Here is a 25,859-nt window from a genome sequence, read left to right on the forward strand (position 1 = left end):
TTAACGCCACGCGCAATTGCCACAGCCGGGGAGGGGACGACGCGGTTCGAGTGGCGGCGCGGTGTTTCATGCTAGACTGCCGCGAACCAATGTACCGGACACGACCCTATGAAAGTACCGCCTCGCCTGCAGCCCCTGGTGGAGGACGGCCTGATTGACGAGGTGCTGTTTCCGTTGATGAGCGGCAAGGAAGCCGACATTTTCGTGGTTCGCTCCGGCACCCGAACGCGCTGCGCGAAGGTCTACAAGGAAGCCTACAAGCGCAGCTTCAAAAAAGCCGCTGCGTACACCGAGGGGCGCAAGGTGCGTAACACCCGCCGTGCCCGCGCCATGGAGAAGGGCTCGCGCTACGGCCGCAAGCAGCAGGAAGAAACCTGGCAGAATGCTGAGGTCGACGCGCTGTATCGTCTCGACAGGGCAGACGTGCGGGTCCCGGAACCCTACGGTTGCTACGACGGCGTTCTGCTCATGGAACTGGTGACGGATGAGGATGGTGATGTCGCGCCGCGGCTCGCTGACGTGATGATGTCGGAGGAGCAGGCACTTGAGGACTTTGCCCAGGTGCTGCGCTATATCGTGCGTATGCTGTGTGCCGGGCTGGTGCACGGCGATCTGTCCGAATTCAATATCCTGGTGGACCCGGACGGGCCGGTGATCATTGACTTGCCCCAGGCGGTGGATGCCTCCGCCAACAACAACGCGCGCGCGATGCTCCTGCGCGATGTGCAACGCGTTACCAATTATTACGGGCTGTTCGCCCCGTCCGTGCTGGATACGCGCTACGGCGAGGAAATCTGGCAGCTGTTTGAAGATGGGGAGCTGACGCCCGAACACAGCCTGACCGGTCTCTTTGCCGATGCCGAAAACGCCGCCGATGTCGACAGTGTCATGCTGGAGATTCGGGCAGCGCTGCGTGAAGAGGAGGAGCGCTTGCAGCGCCTGCGGGACGAAGAGGACGATTGACGCGTGAATCGCAGCACTGCCAACAGCTTGCCCGACAGGGTGTACAGCTTGCTGGTCGAGGATGAGGACGCCCGCGTTTGTCGCGACATTCCCGATGCCGCCTGCAATGAGCAGCCCCGGGCGTTTCTGCTGCAGTGGTTGGCACAGACCCTGACCAAGGTGGGCGATGCCCTGACCAGCAGCCGGCTGGTGCTGGCCTGGATGTTGTCGGCACTGGGTGCACCGGCGGCCTTTGTGGCACTTCTGGTGCCGGTACGCGAGTCGCTCTCCCTGCTGCCGCAGCTCTTCGTGGCGCAGTGGGTTCGTGAGCACGCCCTGCGCAAATATTTCTGGGTATTCGGTAGTGTCGTGCAGGGGATGGCGCTGTGCGGCATGGTGGCGGCGGTGCTTTTGTTGCAGAGCCTGGCGCTGGGATGGGCGATTATCGCCTGCCTGGCCTGCTTCAGCCTGGCGCGGGGCGTATGTTCGGTAGCGGCCAAAGATGTCCTGGGCAAAACGGTGTCCAAGGCCCGGCGCGGGCGGTTGACCGGCCTGGCCGCCTCCGCGGCCGGGGCAGTCACCCTGCTGGTCGCAATTGTCCTGATGCTGTTTCCCGATCTGAGCGGACGCAGCGGCGATGCCGGTGCCGGTGTGTTCGCGCTTGTTCTTGCGCTCGCAGCAGGGCTCTGGTTTGTTGCCGCTGCTGTCTTTGCCGCAGTGCCCGAGGTGCCGGGTGCTACGGAGGGAGGTGGCAATGCCTTTACGGAGGCGCTGCGCAGCCTTGGCCTGCTGCGCACGGACAAACAGTTCCGTCGTTTTGTGGTCGCCAGGGCGCTGCTGATTGGTACGGCCTTTGCCATTCCCTATCTTGTTGTGTTGTTGCAGCAGGCGGCGGACGCCCAGCTGCTCAGTTTTGCGGCCTTGTTGCTGGCGGAGGGGGCGGCGGGCCTGTTGTCTGCCGCGTTCTGGGGGCGCTGGGCAGATAGCGCGGCGCATTACGTCATGGCGGCGGCAGCCGCGTTGTCCACTGCCGTGGTGGCCGTGGCAGTGGCACTGCAAGCAGTCTACCCTGCAGCCCTGGGCCACGGTGTGACCGGTGCTGTCCTGGTCTTCACGGCAGCGGTCGCGCACCAGGGCGCGAGGGTAGGGCGCAAGACCTACCTTGTGGATATGGCTTCCGGTGAAAACCGGGCCCAGTACACTGCGGTCAGCAATACCGCCATCGGGGTGCTGTTGTTTGCGGGTGCCGGGCTCGGTCTTGTTGATGCCGCCTTTGGCACTGCAGCCGTGCTTGCACTGTTGATCGCCCTGGGTGCCCTGGCGAGCTACCGTTCTCTGACCCTACCCTCGGTGTCCGGATGAATCCGGCCCTGTTGATGATGACCCTTGTGAGGCCCGCAATGAAAAGACTGCTGATGCTCCTCTGCTCCCTGGCGCTCTGCGGCGCAGCCGCATACGCCGATCCACTGCGCGTGGGTGTGGCGCCGGACCGGCCGCCCCTCGCCTACTACGATGGCGAACGCATCGTCGGCGTGGAAGCGGACAGCGCGAGGGCTCTGGGTGAGATCATCGGCCGCCCGGCGCAACTGCTGGCGATGCCTTTTGACGCTTTGCTGGAGGCGCTGCAAGCGGGGCGCATAGACATCATCATGTCCGGGATGAGCTATACCCCCGAGCGCGCACAGCAGGTGACGTTCCTCGACCCGTATCTGCAAGCCGGTCAGATGGCCATCATGCGCATCGACAGCGTTGCCCGTTTCGGCCAGCCATGGTCGGTTTTCCGTGAGGACACCCGGGTGGGTGTGGAGGCCGCGACCACCGGTGAGGACTGGGCGCGCGCCGAGCTGACTGCGGCACAGATTACGCCCTTCAAGGATGTGGCAGCGGGCCTCGCCGCCCTGCGCGCGGGGTCGATTGACCTCTTTGTACATGACGCACCGACCAGCTGGCTGCTGGCCACCTCTGACGATTACCCTGATCTGATCAGCCAGTACCACTTTCTGACGGAAGAACAGCTGGCCTGGGCCGTGCGCAGCGATGCACCGGCCCTGGCCGCGGAGTTGAATCGCGCGCTGGCGACCATGCGCGCGAACGGCACCCTGGAATACATCATCGACCGGTGGATACCGGTGACGGTGGAAGTGCCCTGAGGATCAGCCCGGGAAGTTGTACTCGTGGCCCCAGTAATCGCCTTCTGTGCTGACCGTCGGCGTGTAGGTCTCCCAGTCGACCAGCAGGCCGTCGTAGCCATATTCCACTGCGATACCGCCGGGGGCGACCACGTAGAACGAGCACATGTTGTCGTTCACGTGGCGGCCCAGGCTGGCGAGGATGGGGTGTCCGCCGGTCTTTGCCCGATCCATCGCGCGCCCGACCTCGTCCAGGCTGCTCACCTCGACCATGATGTGTACAACGCCGCCTGTATAAGGATGGTTGTACAGCGCGAGCGAATGCTGCCGCGGGTTGTCAGCGTGCAGGAACAGGATGGTGGTCTCGGGAGCGCCCTCCGGCAGCGGTGGATACAGGGTGTCGCTGACGCCCAGGCCGAGTAGCTCCGTGTAGAAGTTGGCCGCCGCCTCCAGGTCGGGGGTCGGCAGCACGGCATGTCCAAAACCCATATCGCCGGTGTACTCGTCGCCGGTGATGAACTGCTTGACCCCCGTGGGGGAAATCAGCGGCGCATAGTCCAGGCGACGACCATAGTAGAGCTCGAGGGTATTGCCGCAGGGGTCTTCCACGGTAACGTACTCGGTCACGCAGCGCCGTGCTGCCTCATCGGCGGGGCCTGCCTGCAGTGTGTGTCCGGCGCTGCCAAGGCGTTCGCACACTGCCAGCCACTCGCTGCGGCCGCGGCATTCGAGGCCCGCGGCGATCAGGCCATCCTTGCTGGCGGGTTCGATCATGAAGCGGAACGGGTGGTTGTCCATGCGCAGGAAACGAGCGCCGGCCGCGTCCTCGCGCGCCGCGTCCATGAGGCCCAGCACGCCCGTACCGAAAGCCATCCAGGCGTCCGTATCGGTGGCGGCGATTCTCAGGTAGCCAATGGCAGCAATAGTCATGCGGTGTTCTCCTCGCAGTGAAAGACATCTTCTCCGCCCATAGTAAGGGCGAATCTGTCGCAGGCACAGTGCAGCATCGCGAGACAGCGTGGCTGGTATAAGCAGGGAAACCCCAGACCCCGATGGCACCCCGGAGCAAGAATGTCACTCACAGTTGCCGCTGGGTCATTGAGCTGGCGCCACCACTGTAGAATACTCAGCGGGTGTTCACGGACGGTGGACAACAACCGAATAATAGCGGAGACACAGCATGCCCCGTCATTTCAATATCGCCGACCTGTTTGAACTGGTGGCGGACCGGGTTCCGGACCGCACCGCGCTGACCTGCGGTCAGCAGCGCTCCACCTACCTGCAGCTTGAACAGCGCGCCAACCGCCTCGCGCATTTCCTCGCCGGCCAGGGTGTACAGGCCGGCCAGCATGTCGGCTTGTACCTGTATAACTGTAACGAATACCTGGAGGGCATGCTCGCCTGCTTCAAACTGCGCGCCGTGCCGATCAATATCAACTACCGCTACGTCGAAGAGGAACTGGCCTATATCCTCAGCAACGCCGATCTGGTGGCCTGTATCCATCATCGCGAGTTTGCGCCGCACATCGCGGCCGTGCGTGAGACGGCGCCGGCTTTGAAGACGTTTGTCTACGTGGACGACAGCAGCGGCGCCGACACCGATGCCATTGGCAGCACGGCCTATGAACAGGCGCTGACCGGCCAGAGCGCTGAGCGGGATTTCCCCGAACGCGCGGACGACGATCTGTTCATTCTCTACACCGGTGGCACCACAGGGATGCCCAAGGGCGTCATGTGGCCACACAAGCACGTGTTCTATGCAGCGATGGGTGGCGGCGGTTACTTTCACCCCGATGGCGTCATTACCCAGCCCGAACAGATCGCTGATCGCATCGGCGACTTTGCCATTGTCGGTATAGCCCTGGCACCGCTGATGCATGGCGCCTGCTGGTGGTACGCCTGCATCCAGCTGCTGTCGGGCAACGCGCTGGTGCTGAATCCGGCGCATCACCTGGTAGCCGAGGAGGTCTGGGATATTGTCGAGCGCGAGCGGGTGAATTCGTTGACCATCGTCGGGGATGCCATGGCTGTACCCTTGCTGGATGCCTTGCAGGCGAACCCGGGGCGCTGGGACCTCAGTTCCGTGTTTGCCGTGGGGTCGGGTGGTGCTGTGTTCTCCGCCAGCAAGCAGACGGCATTTCGCGAGCTGTTGCCGAACATCATGGTTATGAACAGTTTCGGTTCGTCGGAGTCGGGGGCAATGGGGGCCGATGGCGGTGGCAAACCCGGAGAGGGGTTGGTGAATGTGGCGCGCAGCGAGTTCATGTCGGTGCTCGCCCGGGCCGAGGACGGAACCTATCGTGAAGTCACGCCGGGCGAGAAGGGTATCTTTTCTCGCAGCGGTCACATTCCGGTCGGGTATTACAACGACCCGGTAAAGACCGCCGCAACGTTCGTCCCGGTCAATGGCACGCTGTGGTTGCTGACCGGGGATGAGGCGCGCCTGGAACCGGACAATACCATCACCGTGTACGGTCGCGGCTCCAATTGCATCAACACCGGGGGCGAGAAGGTGTTCCCGGAAGAGGTTGAGCAGGCATTGAAAAACCATCCTGCCGTGTTTGACTGTCTGGTGGTCGGCACACCCGACGAGCGGTTGGGGAGCAAGGTCACGGCGGTGGTGGCGTTGCGCGACGGGCACGCACTGAGCCTGTCTTCGCTGCAGGAGGAGGCCCGCAAGCATGTGGCCGGCTACAAGGTGCCGCGGGAAGTCCATGTGGTCGCGGAAGTGCCGCGCGCGCCCAGCGGCAAGCCGGCCTATCCAAAGGCGCTGGAGATTGCGCTCTCCGGTGAGCATCGCGTCAATTAGCCAAACTGGCCACAGACCAAGGAGAATAACCGTGCAAGAACTGGCTATCAGCACTTCAAGCTGCCGGGTGCAGCAGGATGGCGGTGTGCTTATCGTGACCCTGAATCGTCCCGAGGCCAAGAATGCCTTCAATCCGGCCATGCTGCTGGGCCTTTACCGGGCCTGGCGCCTGCTGGACGAGGACCCCGCATTGCGCTGCGCGATTCTCACCGCGGCTGGCGATACGTTCTGCGCGGGTATGGACCTGAAAGCCGGGGCCGAGGGTGACCAGGGCGCCAGTGATGAGTTTATGGCGTTGATGGCCGACGTACCCAACCTGCACTGGCAGGCCCTGTTGCGCGACAACCGCCCGGCAAAGCCGCTGATACTCGCTGTAGAGGGCTATGCGCTGGCGGGAGGTACCGAAATCCTGCAGGGTACCGATATTCGGGTGGCGGCAGAAGACGCCGTATTCGGTGTCACCGAGGTGGCACGGGGCTTGTATCCAATGGCCGGTTCAACCGTGCGCCTGCGCCGTCAGATTCCCTACTGCCTGGCGGCTGAAATGCTGCTCTGCGGTGAGCACATCAGTGCCCGGCAGGCGTTGGAGTGGGGCCTCGTGAACAAGCTGGTTGCGCCGGGCACCACGCTGGCGGCAGCCCGTGATTATGCGGCCAGAATCTGCGCCAATGCACCGCTGGCCGTTGCCGCCGTCACGCGTTCCCTGCGCGAGCATCAGGAGTGCATGTCCGAAGACGATGCCATGCGCGCCTCGGATGCCCTGGCCGGCCCCGTGTTTGCTTCCGCCGATGCGAAAGAGGGAATGCGGGCTTTCAAGGAAAAACGCCCGGCGCATTTTCGCGGTGAGTGATGGCGCGATGGGCCGCCCGACTGGTTCGGTGGCCTTTTGCTGCGCATAATGACGCGCTTTAACCGATTAGCCCGAGGCCTTTGTATGTCAGATCACGCATCCACCTTCAGCACCCTGGTGCGCCAGCGCCGCTCCCTGCGCGCTTTTCTGCCCAAGCCCGTGCCTGAGCCGGCGTTGCGCCAGATTTTTGCCGATGCCGCCTGTGCGCCGAGCAACTGCAACACGCAACCCTGGATCGTGCACGTGGCGTCGGGTCCAAAACTGGAGACGCTGCGGGCACTGCTGCCTGCCGAGTTCATGGCGGGGCGTATCAGCATGGACTTCCCCTATGATGGCGTCTACGAGGGCGAGTACAAAACACGCCAGTACGCTGCAGCGCAGGCGCTGTATGATGCCATGGGCATTGCACGGGAGGACAAGGCGCGTCGGCAGGAGGCTTTCATGCGCAACTTTACTTTCTTTGATGCGCCGCACGTTGCCTTCCTGTTCCTGCCAGAACCGTTTGGCCTGCGCGAGGCCTGCGATCTCGGGATGTTTGCGCAGACCCTGATGTTGAGCATGACCGCACAGGGTTTGGGTTCCTGCCCGCAAACGGCGCTCGGCTTTCAGGCTGAGCAGCTGCGCACGGCGTTGCAGGTCGATCCGGCGCACAAGCTCATGTTCGGTATCTCCTTCGGCTATCCGGACCCGGAGGCCGCCGCCAATCGCTGTATCACCGAGCGCGCAGCGGTTGACGATTTTGTTGTATTCCACAGTGAGGCCTGAGGCCATGGGTAGTGATGTCCTGTTGCAGGAACAGCGGGGCCGGGTGCGCCTGTTGACGCTCAATCGCCCTGCCAAGAAAAATGCCATCAACGACCCACTGTGGATTGCGCTGCGTGAGGCGTTCACGGCGGCCTCAGAGGATGATGGCGTGGCCTGTGTGGTGCTTGCCGGTGCCGGCGACAGTTTCAGTGCGGGTGTTGACCTGGCCAGCTTTGGCGGTAGCGAGGCGGATACGCCACACCCCTTCGAGAGCGCCGCTCGGGCCGTGGCCAGCTTCGACAAGCCACTGGTGGCGGCTCCCCGGGGCGTCGCGGTCGGAGGCGGGGCTACGGTACTGTTCCATGCCGACGTCGTTTATGCCGGAGCGAGTTTTCGCATGCGACTGCCGTTTGCTGCGCTGGGCCTGGTCCCGGAGTGGGCGAGCAGTTATATGCTGCAGGCCAATATCGGTGCGCAGCGCGCCGCAGAGCTGTTTTACACCGCAGAATGGATTGACGCGGCCCGCGCCCTGCAGCTGGGCGTTGTCGCTGCGGTGCTGCCAGACGAGGATGTGCTTGACCACGCTTTGCAACGGGCCGCGGCGATTGCGCAGTGGCCGGTCAGCTCCCTCCGCGAAATCAAACGCACCCTGCGCCTGCACCACGAGCCGGCCATTGAGGCAGCCTTCGTGGCCGAGCAGGCGGCGATGGCCCGTCAAGCCGGGTCAGCCGATAACCTGGAGGCGCTGACTGCATTCTTCGAGAAACGTCCACCGAGATTCAATTAGGCCTGGCCGCGACTCAGGGCTGCACGAACTCTGTGACCTCCAGGCTGAACCCCGACAGCGCATTGAAGCGGATGGGGGCTGACATCAGGCGCATTTTCCCCACGCCGATACGTTTCAGAATCTGGGCGCCAGTGCCGATGACCCGGTAATTGCCGATGCCACCGTTTTTGCTGTTGGTGACCGTGGGTGCGTTTGGATACTGGATCACGTCGGCAAGTGCCTGGGCGGAGGCAACCGGCTGACCGATCAATACCAGTGCGCCGAGATTCTCGCTGGCGATACGCTCAAGTGCCCGACGCGATGACCAGCCCGGTACCGCATCACCGATCAGCGTGCCGACGACGTCGCGCAGCAGGTTAACGGTTTGCACGCGCACCAGTGCCGCCGTGTCCTCCCGCAGTTCGCCGCGAGTCAGGGCGAAGTGTAGCGTGTCGTCAATGAGGTCGCTGAAGGTGTAGAGCGTGAACTCACCGAACTCGGTGTTGACTGTTTTGGTGTCCCGCAGCTCAACCGATTGCTCGTGCAGGGAGCGATACTCGATAAGGTCGGCGATGGTGCCCATGCGCAGCCCGTGGCGCTCGGCGAAGACCTCCAGCTGCGGGCGCCGCGCCATGGTGCCGTCCTCGTTCATGATTTCCACGATGAGCGATGCGGGCTCGAAGCCGGCCATGCGCGCCAGGTCCACACCCGCCTCGGTATGACCGGCGCGGCGCAGCACACCGCCGGGCTTGGCGACCAGCGGGAATATATGCCCGGGCTGAATGATGTCAGACGGCCTGGCGTCAGCGGCAACCGCCTTGCGGACCGTGTGCGCACGCTGTACGGAGCTGATGCCGGGCCCCAGCTTTTCTGCGGCATCAATGGACACCGTGAAATTGGTCTCGTGCTGGGAGCGGTTGTCGCGCACCATCAGGGGTAGTTGCAGCCGGCGTGCGCGCTCTTCGGTGATAGGCATGCAAATCAGACCGCAGGCCTCACTGGAAAAGAACGTGATGATCTCCGGTGTCACCGCCTCAGCGGCAACAATGAGATCGCCTTCGTTTTCGCGGTCCTCGTCATCCATCAGGATAACCATCTTGCCGGCGCGGATGTCGTCGAGGATGTCCGGAATGCTACTGAGTGCCATGCTGTGCCTCTGGAAGCGGCGGGCGATCCCGCCGGATCGGTGTCAGATCATTTCGATGGCAACGGCGGTGGCCTCGCCACCCCCGATGCACAGTGCAGCAACACCGCGCTGTTTGCCCAGTTTACGCAAGGCGTACATCAGGCTGACGATGATACGCGAGCCGGTCGACCCGATGGGGTGGCCCTGCGCGCAGGCGCCGCCGTGGATGTTGACCCTGGCGTGATCCAGGCCGAGGTCCTGGATGGCCAGCATAGTGACCATGGCGAAGGCCTCGTTGATTTCGAACAGGTCGATATCGTCAATCTGCCAGCCGGTTTTCGCCAGCAGCTTTTCCACGGCGCCAATCGGCGCGATGGTGAACTCTGAGGGGTGCTGGCTGTGGCGTGAATGCGCCACGATGCGCGCCATCGGCTGCAGGCCCCGGGCCTCTGCGGTGCGCTCGTTCATCAAGATCAGGGCGCTGGCCCCATCCGAAATCGAGCTGCTGTTGGCTGCGGTAATCGTGCCATCGGCGGCGAAGGCCGGACGCAAATTAGGGATTTTCTCGACGGCTGCCTTGTGTGGCTGTTCGTCATCACTGACCACGGTGTCGCCCTGGCGGCTGGATACAGTAACCGGCGCGGTTTCCGCCTGCAGCGAGCCGTCCTCAATTGCGCGCTTGGCCCGGGTCAGAGATTCCACGGCAAAAGCGTCCATTTGCTCCCGAGTCAGCCCGCGCTGATTGGCGGTCTCCTGGGCAAAACTGCCCATGGCGCGTCCCGTGTCGGCATCTTCAAGGCCATCGACAAACATGTGGTCCAGCAGTTTCGCGTGGCCTGTGCGCACACCGCCGCGCGCGCCCGGAATCAGGTGGGGTGCGTTGCTCATGCTCTCCATGCCGCCGCAAACGACCGTCTGGTTGGTGCCCGCCGCGATGCTGTCAAACCCAAAAATCGTAGCCTGCATGCCGCTGCCGCAGAGCTTGTTCAGGGTAACGGCGCCTGCACCGTCCGGAATGCCGGCACCCCGTGCAGCCTGGCGCGCGGGGCCCTGCTTGAGGCCGCCAGGCAGCACACAGCCCATGAAGATCTCGTCGATATCAGCTGCTGCGACACCGCTACGTTCCAGGGCTGCCGCGATCGCGGTGCTGCCGAGCTGTGCTGCGGTGAGTGACGCAAGGCTCCCCTGCAAACCACCCATGGGGGTGCGGGCACCGTTGACGATGACGACTGATTCTTTGCTCATGATGATATTCCCGACTGCTGGTTACGGCGGTGGTGTTGCCCGCAGGCCTGCGGACCCTCGGTAAAGCGGGCGCACATTAGGCCACAGACGGAGACTGGACTCAAGGATGCGGCCGGCCCCGAAGCGGCGCGGCCTGTGACTGCTCGGGCGGATCGAACAGCTTGCCGCGCACGGCTTCGCGGTATTGACCCGGAGTAACACCGTTACTGCGCCGGAAGCGCTGGGAAAAATAGCTGGCATCCTGCAGCCCCAGTTGCCAGGCAATTTCCGCAATGCTGAGGTTGCTGCGGCGCAGCAGGTCGCGAGCAGCGTTCATGCGCAGTGCATTCAGGTAGGCCTGCGGGCTCATGCCGGTCGCCTGTCGGAAGCGACGGTGCAGGGTGCGTGGACTGACGCCCAGTGCGGGTGCCATGTCCTGCAGCGACAGGGGCCCCGGCATGCGGTCGCGCAACCACTGTTGCGCCAGCAATACGGTTTCATCATGGTGGCGTCCCCGCGGCGCATCCTGCCATGCGGCAGCCTGGAAAGGCTGGCGTATTTCGGGAGAAAACTGGTGTTCGACGGCGCGCGCGATGCGGCTGCCGAACCAGCCTTCTACCAGGTGCACACACAGGTCGGCGATAGAATTGACACTGCCTACGCAATAAATGTTGTCGCTCTGCGTGATCAGGTGCCGGGTTTTCAGTGCGACCCGCGGGTAGCGCCGGGCAAAGCGCTCGAAATAGTTCCAGTGTGTGGTGGCGGGCCGTCCGTCGAGCAGGCCGGCCTCTGCCAGCAGGCTGCTCGCCGTCCCGACGCTGCAGATGCGTGTGCCCGATGCCGCAATCGATCGCAAGGTATCCATCCAGGGGGCACAGGCCCGGATCGTGGGCTGCGGTGTGCGCCAGATAGCCGGGAGAATCAACAGGTCCAGCGCGGGCAGGTGCCACTGTGACAGTTGCCCGTGCAGGGTCAGGCCGTTAGTCAGGGTCACCGGCCCGGCCCGCTCTGCCGCGAGCTGGTAGATCACGCCCGGGGCGCGGCGATCCTGGCTGCGCGCTGTTTGCGCGGCGGCAGCAAAGATCTCCATGGGGAGCGTGACACTGGTGGCAAGGGCATCGGGGTAGAGCAGGGCGGCTACGGTGTACATGGTGTGGGCTTCCTTATCGTGTGGCCAAAATACCACGATACTTGGCGGAATAAACATATTTATCCCGGGGGAGCGGCACCTACACTGCGCCGCTGAGGTACAGGCTATCTACAGAGGAGAGTGGTATGGGGCAGGCGCGTTTGCCGGTGATTGTCGGGTTTGGCGGTATCAACGGCGCAGGGCGTGCGTCGTCGCACCATGCCTATCGTCGGCTGGTGCACGATGTCCTGCCGGCGGTGACACGAACTCGCACGTTCTCCGCGCTCGCCCGGTTGATGGGAGTGGATGCAGCAGCGGCATCGGAGGAGTACCTGCTGGCCCACACGCTGATCCGTCGCGTGGAGCCGCAGCATTTCGACCCGGATGCGGTGGGTTGGAACCAGCGACTCACGGCGCGAGCCGGCAGCGGCCCCCTGGTGCTCAGGCTGCGTCGGCAACAGCTTCCGGCCGTGTTGCCACCAGGCTGGCAGATTGTGCCAGTGAGCAGCGACGAGGTCGATGTCACCATGCCTGAACCGTTGGACGTCCTGTTGCCCACGGTGCGTGATTTTGAAGTCAAGGCCGCGGGACAACTGCCCACCGGGTTCGATCCCGGGACCCTGTACGCCTCGCGGAATCACCCTCGCGGCCTGCAAATGATGATCTACGCGGCGTCCGACGCGCTGCAGAGCATCGGGATTCCCTGGGAACAGATCCAGCAGCGCGTGCCTGCCGACCAGATCAGCGTCTATGCGGGCAGCGCCATGGGGCAACTCGATGGCGCGGGGGCAGGGGGAATGCTGCGTGCGCGGCACAACGGGCAGCGTGTCACGTCCAAGTTCTGTCCACTGTCCCTCGCCGAAATGCCGGCGGATTTTGTCAATGCTTACGTCCTGGGCAGCATGGGCGCGACCGGCGCAACCCTGGGGGCCTGTGCCTCGTTTCTCTACAATCTTCGCCAGGGCATCGAGGACATCCGCAGCGGCCGAGCACGGGTGGCATTTATCGGGTCTGCTGAAGCGCCGGTGAACCCCGAGGTGATGGATGGCTATGCCGCCATGGGCGCACTGGCCACGGACAAGGGGCTGCGGGAGTTGGACGGGTCAACCACCGCCGACCACCGTCGCGCCTGTCGCCCGTTCGCCGAGAACTGCGGCTTTACCATTGCCGAGTCGGCGCAGATGGTGGTGTTGTTTGATGATGCTCTGGCGCTGGAACTGGGGGCTACCGTGTACGGCGCTGCCACTGATGTGTTCGTCAACGCCGATGGCTACAAGAAGTCCATTTCCGGCCCGGGTGTGGGCAACTACATCACCATGGCCAAGGCGGTGGCGGCGGTGCGCGCCATGCTTGGCGAGCAGGCGCTACGCGAGGGCGGCCTGGTGCAGGCTCACGGCACCGGCACCCCACAGAACCGGGTGACCGAGTCCCGGATACTGTCGGCGACGGCACGGGCCTTCGGCATCGAGGGCTGGCCGGTAGCCGCGCTGAAATCCTATCTGGGGCACTCCCTGGGGTCTGCGTCCGGCGACCAGGTCAACGCTACGCTGGGCATCTGGGCGGACGGTATTATCCCCGCCATCAACACCATTGAGACACTGGCGGAGGATGTCTGTCAGGACGGCCTGGCGTTCACTCTGCGCCATCGGGAGGTCGACCCTGCCCGGCAGTCCTACGCCATCATCAATTCCAAGGGCTTCGGCGGCAACAACGCCTCCGCTACCCTGCTGAGTCCCGCAGTCACCGCACGTATGCTGCAGTCGCGCCACGGCAGCGGCCCCTGGCGGGCCTGGGAACGCGCCAATGAGTTCGTTCGCGAGCGCCAGCAGGACTATGACGACGCCATGATCGCCGGCACGGTCGCGCCGACCTACCGCTTCGATTTCGGCGTGCTGGGAGATGCCGATGTCAGCATCGGCGAACGTGATATGCAGGTGGGTGGTTACCGGATTGACCTGGACCTGCCTAACCCCTACGCGGATATGCAGCCGGGATCACGGTCGAGTGCCAACAGTCAGGGAGAGTCAACGCCACGCGGCTGACAGCCTCACAGGAAGCCGCTGTCGGCGCTGATGGGGCAAAGCGGGCTCCCCGAGGTGGCCCTCGGGGAGTGTCGGTTCAGAAGTTGTAGGTGGCAGTTGCACCATACATGCGCGGGGGTTCAACAAAGCCGCTAAAAGAACCTGTCTGCAAAGGGGTGTCGAAACCAATGTTGAGCACTGTTTCATCGGTCAGGTTTTTGCCCCACACCTCAAAACGCCAGCTGCCATCTACAGCGGTGAGTCCCACGGTTGCATTGACAGTCCAGATGCTTTTCTGCCTCGCCAACGGATCGGCATCCTGCGCCGTATTGAAGCTGGAGCGGTAGCGCCAGCTGGTCGCAATGTCGAAGGCGATGGCATTGTTGATTGGCCGGGTGTAGGCCACCGTGTTGGACCAGGTGGTGTCAGAAACGAAGTTGGGGGTCTCTCCGGTCAGGTCCTGGTCCGGAACGATGCCCAGGGCTCTTGCGCGCAATCCCGCTGCTTCCTGCTGGGCAATGGTGCTGGAGGCGTTGGTGAATTCGTCGTACTCAATGTCCTGTACGACGAGGCCGCCACTGATGATCCAGTGGTCATCCGGCATCCAGCTGTAGTCGACCTCCAGGCCCAGGCCATCAATCTGCCCGGCATTGCGCAAGGTGAAGCCTACGCCGTCAAAGGAGTTGGTCTGGAAGTCTTCCGTCTCCTGGTAAAACACCGTTGCGTTCAATTGCAGACTGCGGCCCAACAGGAATGATTTGACGCCGACTTCGTAGGAGTCACTGGTTTCGGACCCGAACTGGTTGTTGGCAAAGGTTGGTGTCGGGTCGCCAGGCTCCTGGCCAATGGTGCCGTTCAGATTGAGGCCGCCGGACTTGTACCCCTGGGCAAAGCGGGCAAATACGGAGAGGTCGCTGCTGAGTTCATAATTAACGCTGGTGGCGAACGACAGGTCATCGTCACTGAAGGAGTCAGAGGCGGGATCAGAGGCCAAGTGCACCTGCAGCGGGCGCAGTGCCCAGAACAGGCCATCGTTTCCAGTCAGAGATGTCACGCGCAGATCCCGGGCAGAGAAGGGATCATCGGCAGTCGTCAGGTAGGACGCTCTCTTGTCCTCGTCGGTGTAACGCGCCCCGATGGTCCAGGCCAATTGATCGCTAAGATTGAAGGTGACCTGGCCGAATATGGCAATGCTTTCGGAGTTGTAATCCACCGTTTCCGTAGCGCCAGTCCCTGCTAGGGCCGCGGTTGGGAACCAGTTGAGCGGGTTGGCGGCGCCACCGGGGGCATCGTTGCCGATATCCAGCAGGCCCGACCCCAGCAAGTCGCTGATTGCGCCACCTGCAGCAATGATTTCAGGGTCTGTCAAGATCCTGGCCAAACCGACCTGGGACAGATAAGCCGATCCGTCAGTGCCCCATTCAAACCGCCCATTGCCCTTGATGTCCTGGTCGAAGTAGAAGCCACCGACCGTCCAGTCGACGGTGTCCGTGCTGCCGGACAAGCGGATCTCCAGCGAGATTTCATCAATGTCCTGCCCGCGACCCCCGCGCCAGATATCCGCCGTGCGCATGTCGATATCGCCGAATGGCTGGGTGTCGAAGAAGCGATAGGCACCGATGACGGTCAAATCAAGCCGGTCATTCAGTGCACTGTTCACCTCGATGGAAAAGCCGCCATCCTCGAAGCTGTCATCCGCACCCGCGGCGGTCGTCCTGGTGCCCTCGAAATCGTCCGGGTCCGGGAACTGGCCGCTGAATATCACTTCCTGTGGGGATGTTGAGCCGGGCACACCTTCCTGCAAGGGGACGCCAATGCGGAAGTTGGAGAACAGCGGGCTCAAGGCGCCCAGGCCGCCCTCGCTACCGACTATCAGCAGCGCAGAATCCGCGTCAAACAGGCCCACAGGCACGCAGCAGCGTTCGTCGGTTTCGGTGTAATCTGCAATAAAGCGCACGGTGGTATTGGGGGTTACGTCCCACAGCAGTTGCCCGCGTACGGAATATCGGTCCCTGTCGTTCCATTCTTCACCACTGAAGGCATCGTCGATATAGCCATCGCGCTCCTGCCAGGTGCCGGCCAGGCGCCATGCCAGACTGTCGTTGATGGGGCCGGTGACGGAGCCGCGCAGTTGCTTGGCGCCGAAATCACCAACACCGACGGAGACGCTGCCGCCAAATTCGTGTTCGGGTGCCTTAGAGCGCACGCTGATCACGCCCGCCGATGTGTTGCGTCCAAACAGTGTGCCCTGTGGGCCGCGCAGCACCTCGATGGACTCAAGGTCGACAAAGTCGCCGAGGGCCGCACCGGGACGGCCTCGGTAGACGTTATCGATAAACACCCCCACCGATTGCTCCAGCCCGGAGTTCTGACCCGCGGTGCCAATGCCGCGAATGGTGAGGATGGATTGGGTGGCGCCGGTTGAGCTGTTGAAGACGACACTGGGCGCCACTTGCTGCAGTTCCGAGAGATCGCGAATCTGCGCACGATCCAGCGCTTCGTTGCTGTAGGAAGCTACCGATACCGGTACTTCCAGGATCGATTGCTCCTTTTTCTGGGCAAAAACCATCACTTCTTCGAGCAGTCTGTTGGGGGCGGATTCCTGGGCGAAGGCGCCGACGGCAAAGGTGGTGGTCACGACGGTGCCCAGCAGAGCAGCAATGCCGGCTGCCAACGGGCTCTTTCTTGGAGAATACGGGTGGTTGCTGTGTTGTCGCATGGTCGGTGCTCCTGTTATTGATATAAAGTGCTAGCTGTATACAGATTGTGCGCCGGTGCTCTGTGCGCTGCGCTGTTTTTGGCTTGCGGTTGAACTATGGTGTTTTTGGCACGTGCGAACAAGCCTGATTTTTACCGCAGTTTGTCTTGCGGTAACGCCAAGTTGACACTCTAAACATGTCGCCAGCCCGATGCCAGCCTCCGAGAGTGGAAAAATTACCGGCCTGACCGTGTAACAGGCGGCTCGGCTTCGCTGTTTTCCCGCGGCGCTGGTATGATGTCGGCCCTTGCCAACCACAGCCGGTGTGCGCATCCCATGCCCGACATCCTGCAACACCTGCAAACCCGCAATTCGGCGCCGCGGCTGACAGCGCCCGGCCCCTCCGGGGAGCAGCTTGACGAGCTTCTGCAGGCGGCGCTGCGTGCGCCGGACCATGCCTGGCTGCGGCCCTGGCGGTTCATCGCCATCGAGGGGGAGCGGCGGGAGGACTTCGGAGAAGTGCTGGAGCGCTGCCTGCTGCGCCGGGATCCCGCTGCCGATGCCTCGGTGAGAGAGAGGGCCCGTGCAGCGCCCCTGCGCGCTCCGCTGCTGCTGGCGGTCGTTGCCTGCCTGCAGGAGCACCCCAAGGTTCCCTTCTATGAGCAGCGGCTGTCCGCGGGCTGCGCTGCCCACGCCATCCTGCTGGCGGCAGAAGCTCTCGGTTACGCTGGTATCTGGCGCACTGGCGACGCCGCCTTTGATCCCTTGGTTGGCGCGGCGCTGGGTCTGGAGAGGGATGAAGAAGTCGTTGCCTTTCTTTATCTCGGCACCCGGGACGGCAATCCCAAGAACGTGCCGGCATTGCAGCCCGCCGATTTTCTCAGCCGCTGGTAAGCCGCGGCGTGTTTTACCTCAGGAGTCCTTGTATGACGTCGATACCCGAGTTTGAAACCCTGGCCGTTAGCATCGAACAACAGGTGGCGACGGTCGTCCTCAATCGCCCGGACAAGGCCAACAGCATGAATGCGGCCATGTGGCCCGAGCTGCAGCTCTGCTTTGAGTGGCTGGATGCCGAGCCCGGAGTGCGCGCGGTGGTGCTCGCCGGCAACGGCAGGCACTTCTGCGCCGGTTTGGACCTCGCCATGTTCAACGGTCTCAAGGGCCAGTCCAGCGATCCGGCCCGGCAGGGTGAGGAATTCCGGCGCAACGTGCTGCGGATGCAGGATAACCTGAGCGCGATAGAGAACTGCCGCAAGCCAGTATTGGCGGCGATTCACAATACCTGTATCGGCGGTGGCGTGGATCTGGTCTGTTGCTGCGACATGCGCTACGCCAGCGCAGACGCCTGGTTTGCCATTCGCGAGATCGACATCGGCATGACCGCGGATGTCGGCACCCTGCAGCGCATGCCGAAACTGGTGGCGGATGGCATTGTGCGGGAGCTGGCCTATACAGGCCGCAATCTGGGCGCAGAAGAGGCTCGCGAGATAGGCTTCGTGAACCGGGTCTACCCGGATCGCGAAACCCTGCTGCGCGAGGTGACCGAGATCGCCCGCAATATTGCCGCGAAGTCACCGCTGGCGGTGCGCGGCACCAAGGAAATGCTGCTTTACAGCCGCGACCACAGCGTGCGTGATGGCCTGAATTACATCGCCACCTGGAACGCCGGCATGCTGAGTCAGGCGGATCTGATGGCGGGGATCCAGGCCCAGGCGGCGAAGCAGACGGCCAGCTACGAAGACTAGGTGACCCGGGGACGCGCCTGCGGGCTCTGCTAGGGGTTGCCCGGCCAGATATCCGAGACGATGAACGGGTGCAAGGCGATGGCGATACCCTCGTTGACGAAGTTGTCGTTTTCCAGGATGTTGCGCCGACGTACGAAGCGGCCGCCCGACGAGCGCGCGTCGATCGCATCGGTGACGTCGAGGCCGCCGACGCTGGCGAAAATGCGTTTCAGTTCCATGTCATAAATGCTGATCTGCAGTGAGGCCACCGAGGCGCCCTGGTTCCAGTCAAACTCTGTCGAGACGCCGCTGCCGGGCCCCTGCAATGTCGGTTTGCGGGTGACACCGTGCCAGCGTGCTACACGATTGATTCCGGAGGAAAACGGTACCTCGGACTCCAGCAGATCGGTGAAAACCACCGCGTCGGCGTCGGTGTTTTCCCGCAGCTGATCGCGCACGCTTTGCATGATCTGCACGAAGGTGTTCATGTTCATGCGGCCGGTGGTTGGGTCCACCGGGTCACCGAAGGCGCGCACGGCCGTGTTCCAGTGCTGGGTGAATTCGCGCTGGGGAATCACTTTATAGCCGTTGTCCTTCAGGTAGGTGGCGACCATGCCGTCGATGCGTGGCGCCTCCTTGTCAAGGTAGCTGCGCGAGGGCGGGCCGAGGTTGACGTGGGCGATCACAACGGTTTTCACTTTGGTCTGGGCGAGGCGCTCCTCATCCAGCTCGTAAGGGAATACAGTGGGGTTGTACGTGGCACCGCCGCAGGCCACGAGACCTGCGAGCAGTAGCAGTAGAGTGCCCAGGCGGCGCGCGCTCCGGAAATAACGCATAAGGACTCCAGTTCGTTTATAGTGCGGCCATACTAGCAAAATCTCGAGGGAGAGGCAGCGATAATGACAGCTGAAGTATTCGACTCGGTGGCGGGTGACGGCCCCGACGTGGTGCTTTTGCACGGTTTGTTTGGCATGGGCAGCAATCTGGGGGGCGTGTCCCGGGCGCTGCAGGATCACTATCGGGTGCACAGTCTGGACCTGCCAAACCATGGGCGCTCGCGCTGGACCGACAGTATGTCTTTACCGGATCTGGCGCAGGCCGTGGACCGGTGGATGACCCACAGGGGCCTTGAAACGGCACACTTTGTCGGTCATTCCCTCGGTGGCAAGGTGGCGATGCAACTGGCGCTGGATTCACCCTACCGGGTCGACGCACTGGTCGTGGCGGACATCGCGCCGGTAGCCTATCCGCCCTCCCACCAGGCTGTGTTCGCCGCCGTCGCCGCGGTGGCGGAGGCAGGTTGCAGCAGTCGCGCCGACGCGGCGAAGGTGATGGCGCAACACCTGAAAGAAGACACGGTCATTCAGTTCCTGCTGCTTAGCCTGCAGCGCGATGAGGGCGGTGTTTACCGGTGGCGCTTCAATCACCGGGTGTTACGCGAGCAGTACCCGGCGTTGCTTGCCGCACCGGAGCCCGTCGCGCCCTTTGACGGCCGCACGCTGTTTATTCGCGGCGAGCTGTCCGACTACGTGCAGGACGCCTATCGCCCGCACATCGAGGCCCTGTTCCCGAATGCGGAAATCACGGCGCTCGCGGGGTGTGGGCACTGGTTGCACGCCGAACAGCCGACGCGCTTCAACCAGCGTGTGGTTGCGTTTCTTGACGGTTGACATGCAGCGCAGCTGCGGCAGGGGTCATTAAAGGTGCTGTTCACGCTGGGCGACGTCTTTGCATTGCTGCTGCTGGGGCTCCTGTGCGCCTGGTTTCTGGCCTCGATCAGGGTGCGGGAGCTGGCGGTCGCCGCTGTGGACAGGGCGGGAAAGCGCGATGATTTCCAGCTGCTCGACCAGACTGTGCACCTCAATCGCATCTCCCTGAGCCGCGATGAGCAGCGTCGCTGGCGGGTCTGGCGCCAGTATCGGTTCGACTACAGCTTTGATGGTGTCGAGCGCCATGAGGGTTACGTCATCATGCTCGGGCAGCGCCTGCAGGCGATCATCGTGCGCGAACCGGAAACCACCCTGCATTAGCCTGTCAGGGCTTGCCGGGCGAGGTGCAGTAGCATCGCGGCACCGAGTACGGCCAGCAGGGTGTTGAGCAGCCGGTCAATCAGGGAGGCTCTGCTGCGAAGAATGGCCAGCCAGCGCGGTCGGCTCACCGAGAAGGCCACCAGGCAATACCAACCTGCGTCCGTCGCGATAACCGTGGCTGTCATCAGGGCCTGCGTCGCCATACCGGGGCTAGCGGGCAGGAACTGGCTGAACAGGGCGACCATGAAGAGTCCGACCTTGGGGTTCAGGAGGGCCACCAGAAACCCCTCGGACGCTGACTGTGCCAGCGACTGTGGGGCGGCCGCAGTGGCCTGCAGGGTCGCCGTGGCGCCGGCTGACCACTGGCGCAGGCCGCTAAGACCCAGATAGAGCAGCCATGCTGCGCCGGCGGTCTGTACGGCGGTGAACAGGCCTGGCGAGCGCTGCAGCGCCAGGGCGAGGCCGCTCACGGTCAATGCCGCATAGCAGCCGATGGCCGCTGCATGTGCCAGCGCCGCAGCGAGGCCGGCACGGCGGCCAGCGCGCGCGGTACAGCGCAGGATGACCGCCAGGCTGGGTCCCGGTGCCATGGCGCCCAGCAGGCAGATGCCCAGCAGCGATATCCACGTCACGGCATCCACTGAGGTCTTGCTCCAGGGTTGGGTAACAGGGTCATTTTTTCATCTTTTTTCCACAGATTCTGTGGATAACTCGGTGAGTAATTTGTTTAATCCCGGCCTCAGCCCAGTGGTCGGGCGGCATGTTACAGATTGGTTAAAAAACAATCAAACCTAAATTTAACTTTATTTACAATGACTTACAGAATATTCCTGATACTCGGCATTGGGTTCCCATGCTAAGCTTGCAGGGCACGACGGCAGTGCGGCCAATGTGCATAACCTTTTCCTTGTGTGCTACCAATGGTAACCCCCGGCCCGGCGCGGGAACAGCGCGGAGCGGTGTTCGCGGGTAACATCTGCATGACCCGCGACGGAACCCTTCGGCAATAGTGTCTTTGCAAACGTCAACCAAAAACTTTCATGTTACCGGGATGTAACGCGTTGGTGACACGCTATTGCCCGCGGTAGACGCAACCTGATGTGCAGGTTTCCCGGATTTCAACCTGCGCCAGTTCCGGTAACTCGGGTTTCAGGGCGTTCCATATCCAGCGCGCAATATTCTCGCTGGTGGGGTTTTCCAGCCCGGGTATGTCGTTCAGGTAGTAGTGGTCCAACTGCTCGAGAATGGGCTTGAAGGCGCTCTTGATGTCGCCGAAGTCCATGACCCAGCCACTGGGCTCGCTGGCCTCACCAGACACCACCAGGCGTAACTGAAATGAATGGCCATGCAGACGTGCACACTTGTGGCCTGCCGGTACGTTGGGCAAGCGGTGCGCCGCCTCGAAGTGAAACTCCTTGTAGATGTCCATGCAGCCAGAGCCTGTGGGTTGTGTTGCCATGCGTGACCAGAGCAGCCATAACGCGCAGCAAACGGATTGAGGAAACGCGAAATATTACTATCAAACACGGGTTTTTTCAGCGTTGGAAAAAATCCGCGATTTTTATTCCGGAACGTTTGACAGCCTTTTTTTTATCTCTATAATGCGCGTTCTCGGTCAGGGGGTGGTTAGCTCAGCTGGGAGAGCATCTGCCTTACAAGCAGAGGGTCGGCGGTTCGATCCCGTCACCACCCACCATCAACCGAGGACTTTCTGGAGCGGTAGTTCAGTTGGTCAGAATACCGGCCTGTCACGCCGGGGGTCGCGGGTTCGAGCCCCGTCCGCTCCGCCAATTACAAAAAAAGCCACCCTCGGGTGGCTTTTTTTGTGCCTTTCGCGCGTTCAGATGCGCTCGATGATAATTGCCGGGGCCATGCCGCCCGCGGCGCACATGGTGACCAGGCCAAACTGCTTGTCCTGGCGCTCCAGTTCGTCGAGCAACGTGCCGATCAGTATGGAACCGGTAGCGCCAATCGGGTGCCCCAGTGCCATTGCCCCGCCGTTGACGTTCACCTTCTCCCGATCGAGCTTGAGGTCACGGATAAACTTTTCCGCAACCACGGCAAACGCTTCGTTGATTTCGAACAGGTCGATGTCCGACAGCTGCAGGCCGGCTTTCGCCAGTACCTTGCGCGCGGCCGGTACCGGGGCATTGAGCATGAGCGTGGGAGAGTCACCCATGTTCGCCATGGCCACAATGCGGGCCCGGGGCTTCATCCCATGCGCCTGCGCATAGGCGGGAGATGCCAGCAGGATAGCCGCGGCACCGTCTACAACACCGGAGGAGTTGCCGGCGTGGTGCACGTGGTTGATCTTCAGGTCGGGGTAGGCCTGGTTGACCAGCTTGCGGAATGTGGTGCCGGCCTCGTCCAGAGGGTAGTCTGCCAGCGCTTCAAAGGAGGGTTTGAGTTCCGACAGGGTTGCCAGTGTGGTATTCGGGCGCGGGAACTCTTCATGGTCCAGCGCCAGGCTGCCGTCGAGACGATAGACGGGAATCAGGCTGCGTTCGAAGTGGCCGTTGCTGATGGCATGTGCCGCGCGCTGCTGAGACAGCGCGGCGAGGCTGTCGACCGCGTGGCGGTCGATGCCTTCCAGCGTGGCAATGGCGTCAGCACACACGCCCTGATGCGGCTGCGGGTGTTTCTCCCGCAGGCGCAGATTGTCGCTGTCGATAAAGGGTGACTGATTGGGGTCGCTGCCAAAGGTCGACATCATTTCACAGCCGCCGCCGATCACCAGGTCTTCCATTCCCGACATGATCGAGGCGGCCGCCATGCTCACCGAGGTGATGCCTGACCCACAGAACCGGTCCAGGGTCACACCGGAGGAGCGAACGTCGTAACCCGCGTCCAGAGCTGCCATGCGGGCGAGGTCCGCACCCTGCTGGCCGCGCTGGGTGCTGGTGCCGAATATAATGTCATCGACTTCGGCGGTGTTCAGTTGATTGCGCTCGGCGAGCGCGCGCAGGACGGTTGCCGCAAGGTGTTGCGGGTGCTGGTCGGCGAGTGCGCCCTTGCCCTTTTTGCCGATGCCGCGTGGTGTTCGGCAGGCATCGATAATCCATGCTTCTGACATTGGTATAGTCCTCAAGTATCGTGGTTTCCGGGGTGCCGCGTTCAGCGGCCTTTCCACTGTGGCGCGCGCTTCTCCGCGAACGCGGTGGCGCCCTCGATGGCGTCCTCACTGGTGAAAATGGGTTGAATGATGGCCTGCTGTTTGGCGAACATTTCGTCGCTACTCCAGTCCTGGGCGCCGTCCACCACCTGTTTGCTCAGGGCGACTGCCAGCGGGCCGTTGGCGGCGATTTTGCGGGCGAGGGCTTTTGCAGCATCCAGCGCACTGCCAGCGGGCACCACTTCGTTGATCAGACCCAGGTCAAATGCGCGATGTGCGGAGATGAAATCGCCGGTCAGCGCCAGTTCCTTGGCAATGCGGGAGGGAATCTGCTTGGGCAGCTTGACCAGCCCACCGGCGCCGGCCGCGAGTCCGCGTTTCACTTCGGGAATGCCGAACTTGGAATCATCAGCGGCGACGACCAGGTCGCAACTGATCGCCAGCTCGAAGCCGCCGGCCAGCGCATAGCCCTCGATCGCGGCGATCAGGGGCTTGGCGGGTGTATATTCGCAGAGACCGGCAAATCCGCGTCCTTCAACGATGGGGAGTTCGCCGGTGACGAAGGCTTTCAGGTCCATGCCGGAGCAGAAGGTGCCACCTGCACCGGTGAGTATCGCCACGCGCAACGCCGAATTACTCTCAAGCTCGTCGATAGCGGCGGCTATGCCCTCGGCTACCGCTTTGTTTACCGCGTTTTTTGCGGCCGGACGGTTTAGCGTGATGGTCAGGACGCCATCGTCAATGTCGGTCATTACAACGTGTTCGGACATGTGTTCACTCCATGCGTGTCAATAGTTCAGGTTGCGTTCCAGCCTCAGTGATCGCCGGTGTCCGGATCATACTGCGCCGCGGCGCAAAGCGTAACCGGCCCGGTGCACTATGCGTAGGGCGTAAAGGCGGGGGCGAGATAGGGTGCCCCGTTGGTCTGCTGCAGGTAGACGAAGTCGACGCGGCCCGGCATATCGCAGCGCAGGGCGGGTGTCGTGTTCTCAGTCACCCGCATGACGATGCGAATATCCGGTGCTTCCAGCGGGCTCACCAGGGCACAGGTATAGGCTTCGCGGAACTGCGGGTTCAATCCTCCGGCGACCTCGCACCAGCTGATCAGCGACGCTTCACCGGACAGCCTGCGCCAGTGCAGGTTTCCGTCGCAGTGCGGGCAGTGTGGACGCGGGTACCAGACCGCGCGGTCGCAGGCGGCGCACCAGGTGACCTGCAGCTCCTTCCGGGCTGCAGCCGACCAGAATGGCCCGGCCAGCGGGTGGTCGAGATCGGGCCCGTTCATGCGCCCCCCCGGGACAGCACCAGTGTGGCCGCTTCGTCCGCGGTAAATCCTGCATATACAGCGCGTTGCGCATCGGTGACCTGGTTGGCGGCGCTACCACGCAGCTGTCGCACCAGTTCCACGACGTGGGAGGCACCGAGTAAATAGCCGTGGGACAGCAGCCCGCCGTGCGTATTGCAGGGTATGCCGCCCTGTCGCCGCGTGCGTGCATAGTGCAGGCGATCTTCCTGCACGAAGCTGCCGCCCTCGCCCTTGCGGCAGAAGCCCAGGTCCTCAATCTGCATCAGCGCCGTGCTGGAAAAACAGTCGTAGACGGCAATAACGTCGACCTCGGCAGGTGCCGTTTCCGCCATGGCGTAGGCCCAGGGTGCCGCGAAAACCTGCGGGGTAGCGGTCAGGTCCAGTTGCTGGCTGATGTAGGGCGCACCGGCGATTCGCCCGTGCCCCACACCATCGATATGGATCGGAATCCGGGGCATGTCCGCCGCGCGCTCCGAGGGACTCATGACCCAGGCCGCTGCACCGTCGGAAATCAGGCAGCAGTCTTCGCGTCGTAATGGGCCCGCCAGTGGTGGTCGGGCGAGGTAGGCCTCCAGCGTCAGGCCGCGATCCCGCATCACCGCGCCAGGATGTCCGTTTGCATGGCGGCGAAAGGTGAGCGGGATGGCGGCGAGCTGTGCCTCGGTGAGCTGATACTCGTGCATGTACCGCCGGGCGAAGGTGGCGAAATAGACAGGCTGTGGGTACCAGCCCAGAGGCACTTCAAGGTGTGCCTTCATGTCTTCCCCGGCGTGCCAGTCTCCCGGTGTTCCTGTGCCCGCGGCCCGGCGCGTGGCCCAGTCGACTGCGAACACATTGACGATATGCGTGGCCCGCCTGGCGCGCATGGCCATTGCCGCCTCATGCGCGCAGGTGGCAGCCCAGATCATAGCGCCGCCCTCGGTGCTGAACCAGAGAGGACCCAGGGTACCAAAGTGGCGGTGGAAGTCATCTGGCGTGATCTGGTCTGCGATGTGTCCGGACACCATCAGCCCATCAATGTCCTGCGGTTGTAAGCCGGCATCGGCTATCGCTGCTGCCACCGCTTCCAGTGCCATCTGCCGTGGGTCGCGGCCTGAGGGCCCGCTCACGGCGGTTTCTCCCACGCCGGTGATGGTTGCGATACCGCGGATATCCTCCAGGGGTTCCGCGGTCCCGCCCGCGGGCAGCGACGTGGCGCGCGCGAGCGACCGCAGCGATAATGCAGGCATCAGCGGCGGATCCGCTGTGC

24 protein-coding genes and 2 tRNA genes are annotated in these 25,859 nt (G+C 63.0%); 14 read left to right on the forward strand and 12 right to left on the reverse strand.

Annotated features, from left to right (window positions below; genetic code table 11):
- The first annotated feature begins 108 nt into the window (after positions 1 to 108).
- From AACZ17_RS03180 to AACZ17_RS03190, 3 genes are read left to right on the forward strand one after another with little or no spacing between them, the layout of a single operon-like run.
- Positions 109 to 963: a PA4780 family RIO1-like protein kinase gene (locus AACZ17_RS03180; protein ID WP_290738981.1), complete on the forward strand. Its 855-nt coding sequence runs from the start codon at positions 109 to 111 to the stop codon at positions 961 to 963.
- 3 nt (positions 964 to 966) lie between these two features.
- The gene (locus tag AACZ17_RS03185; protein WP_290738984.1) at positions 967 to 2,304 is read left to right on the forward strand and encodes an MFS transporter; all 1,338 of its coding nucleotides are present in this window, start codon (positions 967 to 969) and stop codon (positions 2,302 to 2,304) included.
- Positions 2,305 to 2,342: 38 nt separating this feature from the next.
- Positions 2,343 to 3,092 (forward strand): transporter substrate-binding domain-containing protein, encoded by a 750-nt coding sequence (locus tag AACZ17_RS03190; protein WP_290738987.1) that lies wholly within the window; start codon positions 2,343 to 2,345, stop codon positions 3,090 to 3,092.
- Between the two features lie 3 nt (positions 3,093 to 3,095).
- Here the strand turns inward: AACZ17_RS03190 and AACZ17_RS03195 are convergent, their stop codons facing one another.
- Positions 3,096 to 4,001: a VOC family protein gene (locus AACZ17_RS03195; RefSeq protein WP_290738990.1), complete on the reverse strand. Its 906-nt coding sequence runs from the start codon at positions 3,999 to 4,001 to the stop codon at positions 3,096 to 3,098.
- 250 nt (positions 4,002 to 4,251) lie between these two features.
- On the opposite strand from AACZ17_RS03195, the gene AACZ17_RS03200 reads away from it, so the two are divergent.
- The 4 genes from AACZ17_RS03200 to AACZ17_RS03215 all read left to right on the forward strand — a co-directional run bounded on the left by AACZ17_RS03200 (position 4,252) and on the right by AACZ17_RS03215 (position 8,261).
- Positions 4,252 to 5,880 carry an acyl-CoA synthetase gene (locus tag AACZ17_RS03200; RefSeq protein WP_290738993.1) on the forward strand — a complete coding sequence of 543 codons (1,629 nt, stop codon included), beginning with the start codon at positions 4,252 to 4,254 and terminating at the stop codon, positions 5,878 to 5,880.
- Between the two features lie 31 nt (positions 5,881 to 5,911).
- Positions 5,912 to 6,730, forward strand: coding sequence for a crotonase/enoyl-CoA hydratase family protein (locus AACZ17_RS03205; protein WP_290738996.1), 819 nt, complete (start codon positions 5,912 to 5,914; stop codon positions 6,728 to 6,730).
- Between the two features lie 84 nt (positions 6,731 to 6,814).
- Complete coding sequence (locus AACZ17_RS03210; RefSeq protein WP_290738998.1) at positions 6,815 to 7,495, forward strand: nitroreductase; 681 nt, start codon at positions 6,815 to 6,817, stop codon at positions 7,493 to 7,495.
- A 4-nt stretch (positions 7,496 to 7,499) separates the two neighbouring features.
- On the forward strand, positions 7,500 to 8,261 hold the full coding sequence (locus AACZ17_RS03215) for an enoyl-CoA hydratase-related protein (protein WP_290739001.1): 762 nt from the start codon (positions 7,500 to 7,502) through the stop codon (positions 8,259 to 8,261).
- Between the two features lie 13 nt (positions 8,262 to 8,274).
- Here AACZ17_RS03215 and ribB read toward each other — a convergent pair whose 3' ends face one another.
- The 3 genes from ribB to AACZ17_RS03230 form a co-directional block, all read right to left on the reverse strand.
- On the reverse strand, positions 8,275 to 9,387 hold the full coding sequence (gene ribB / locus AACZ17_RS03220) for a 3,4-dihydroxy-2-butanone-4-phosphate synthase (protein ID WP_290739004.1): 1,113 nt from the start codon (positions 9,385 to 9,387) through the stop codon (positions 8,275 to 8,277).
- Positions 9,388 to 9,429: 42 nt separating this feature from the next.
- Positions 9,430 to 10,611, reverse strand: a complete 1,182-nt coding sequence (locus AACZ17_RS03225) for an acetyl-CoA C-acyltransferase (protein ID WP_290739007.1) — start codon at positions 10,609 to 10,611, stop codon at positions 9,430 to 9,432.
- A gap of 100 nt (positions 10,612 to 10,711) precedes the next feature.
- Positions 10,712 to 11,740 carry a helix-turn-helix domain-containing protein gene (locus AACZ17_RS03230; RefSeq protein WP_290739025.1) on the reverse strand — a complete coding sequence of 343 codons (1,029 nt, stop codon included), beginning with the start codon at positions 11,738 to 11,740 and terminating at the stop codon, positions 10,712 to 10,714.
- Between the two features lie 125 nt (positions 11,741 to 11,865).
- On the opposite strand from AACZ17_RS03230, the gene AACZ17_RS03235 reads away from it, so the two are divergent.
- The gene (locus tag AACZ17_RS03235) at positions 11,866 to 13,761 is read left to right on the forward strand and encodes a beta-ketoacyl synthase (protein ID WP_290739027.1); all 1,896 of its coding nucleotides are present in this window, start codon (positions 11,866 to 11,868) and stop codon (positions 13,759 to 13,761) included.
- 76 nt (positions 13,762 to 13,837) lie between these two features.
- Here AACZ17_RS03235 and AACZ17_RS03240 read toward each other — a convergent pair whose 3' ends face one another.
- Entirely contained in the window at positions 13,838 to 16,459 is a 2,622-nt protein-coding gene (locus AACZ17_RS03240; RefSeq protein ID WP_290739029.1) for a TonB-dependent receptor, read from the reverse strand.
- Positions 16,460 to 16,774: 315 nt separating this feature from the next.
- Between AACZ17_RS03240 and AACZ17_RS03245 the strand changes: the two genes are divergently transcribed.
- Both AACZ17_RS03245 and AACZ17_RS03250 read left to right on the forward strand, forming a co-directional pair.
- Positions 16,775 to 17,332: a nitroreductase family protein gene (locus AACZ17_RS03245; RefSeq protein WP_290739031.1), complete on the forward strand. Its 558-nt coding sequence runs from the start codon at positions 16,775 to 16,777 to the stop codon at positions 17,330 to 17,332.
- Between the two features lie 32 nt (positions 17,333 to 17,364).
- Positions 17,365 to 18,183, forward strand: a complete 819-nt coding sequence (locus AACZ17_RS03250) for a crotonase/enoyl-CoA hydratase family protein (RefSeq protein ID WP_290739034.1) — start codon at positions 17,365 to 17,367, stop codon at positions 18,181 to 18,183.
- Between the two features lie 29 nt (positions 18,184 to 18,212).
- Here AACZ17_RS03250 and AACZ17_RS03255 read toward each other — a convergent pair whose 3' ends face one another.
- Positions 18,213 to 18,998 (reverse strand): hypothetical protein, encoded by a 786-nt coding sequence (locus AACZ17_RS03255; RefSeq protein ID WP_290739037.1) that lies wholly within the window; start codon positions 18,996 to 18,998, stop codon positions 18,213 to 18,215.
- A gap of 63 nt (positions 18,999 to 19,061) precedes the next feature.
- Between AACZ17_RS03255 and AACZ17_RS03260 the strand changes: the two genes are divergently transcribed.
- Complete coding sequence (locus AACZ17_RS03260; RefSeq protein ID WP_290739040.1) at positions 19,062 to 19,832, forward strand: alpha/beta fold hydrolase; 771 nt, start codon at positions 19,062 to 19,064, stop codon at positions 19,830 to 19,832.
- Between the two features lie 33 nt (positions 19,833 to 19,865).
- Positions 19,866 to 20,192, forward strand: a complete 327-nt coding sequence (locus AACZ17_RS03265) for a DUF3301 domain-containing protein (protein WP_290739043.1) — start codon at positions 19,866 to 19,868, stop codon at positions 20,190 to 20,192.
- Here the strand turns inward: AACZ17_RS03265 and AACZ17_RS03270 are convergent.
- Both AACZ17_RS03270 and queD read right to left on the reverse strand, forming a co-directional pair.
- Positions 20,189 to 20,833 carry a LysE family translocator gene (locus AACZ17_RS03270; RefSeq protein WP_290739045.1) on the reverse strand — a complete coding sequence of 215 codons (645 nt, stop codon included), beginning with the start codon at positions 20,831 to 20,833 and terminating at the stop codon, positions 20,189 to 20,191. The two genes, AACZ17_RS03265 and AACZ17_RS03270, sit on opposite strands and share 4 nt — an antisense overlap.
- Positions 20,834 to 21,264: 431 nt before the next feature.
- Entirely contained in the window at positions 21,265 to 21,621 is a 357-nt protein-coding gene (gene queD / locus AACZ17_RS03275) for a 6-carboxytetrahydropterin synthase QueD (RefSeq protein WP_290739048.1), read from the reverse strand.
- A gap of 191 nt (positions 21,622 to 21,812) precedes the next feature.
- On the opposite strand from queD, the gene AACZ17_RS03280 reads away from it, so the two are divergent.
- Both AACZ17_RS03280 and AACZ17_RS03285 read left to right on the forward strand, forming a co-directional pair.
- Positions 21,813 to 21,888: transfer RNA gene (locus AACZ17_RS03280), tRNA-Val, on the forward strand.
- Between the two features lie 17 nt (positions 21,889 to 21,905).
- A tRNA-Asp gene (locus AACZ17_RS03285) sits at positions 21,906 to 21,982 on the forward strand.
- Positions 21,983 to 22,032: 50 nt separating this feature from the next.
- Here the strand turns inward: AACZ17_RS03285 and AACZ17_RS03290 are convergent.
- The 4 genes from AACZ17_RS03290 to AACZ17_RS03305 form a co-directional block, all read right to left on the reverse strand.
- Positions 22,033 to 23,265, reverse strand: coding sequence for an acetyl-CoA C-acetyltransferase (locus tag AACZ17_RS03290; RefSeq protein WP_290739051.1), 1,233 nt, complete (start codon positions 23,263 to 23,265; stop codon positions 22,033 to 22,035).
- A 41-nt stretch (positions 23,266 to 23,306) separates the two neighbouring features.
- Positions 23,307 to 24,074 carry a crotonase/enoyl-CoA hydratase family protein gene (locus AACZ17_RS03295; RefSeq protein ID WP_290739054.1) on the reverse strand — a complete coding sequence of 256 codons (768 nt, stop codon included), beginning with the start codon at positions 24,072 to 24,074 and terminating at the stop codon, positions 23,307 to 23,309.
- Between the two features lie 107 nt (positions 24,075 to 24,181).
- Positions 24,182 to 24,589, reverse strand: coding sequence for a zinc ribbon domain-containing protein (locus tag AACZ17_RS03300; protein ID WP_290739057.1), 408 nt, complete (start codon positions 24,587 to 24,589; stop codon positions 24,182 to 24,184).
- Positions 24,586 to 25,839: a thiolase family protein gene (locus tag AACZ17_RS03305; RefSeq protein WP_290739060.1), complete on the reverse strand. Its 1,254-nt coding sequence runs from the start codon at positions 25,837 to 25,839 to the stop codon at positions 24,586 to 24,588. The genes AACZ17_RS03300 and AACZ17_RS03305 overlap by 4 nt, the downstream gene beginning before the upstream one ends.
- Positions 25,840 to 25,859: the final 20 nt, after the last annotated feature.

It is taken from the genome of uncultured Haliea sp. (genome assembly GCF_963973825.1).
Taxonomy (GTDB): domain Bacteria; phylum Pseudomonadota; class Gammaproteobacteria; order Pseudomonadales; family Halieaceae; genus Haliea.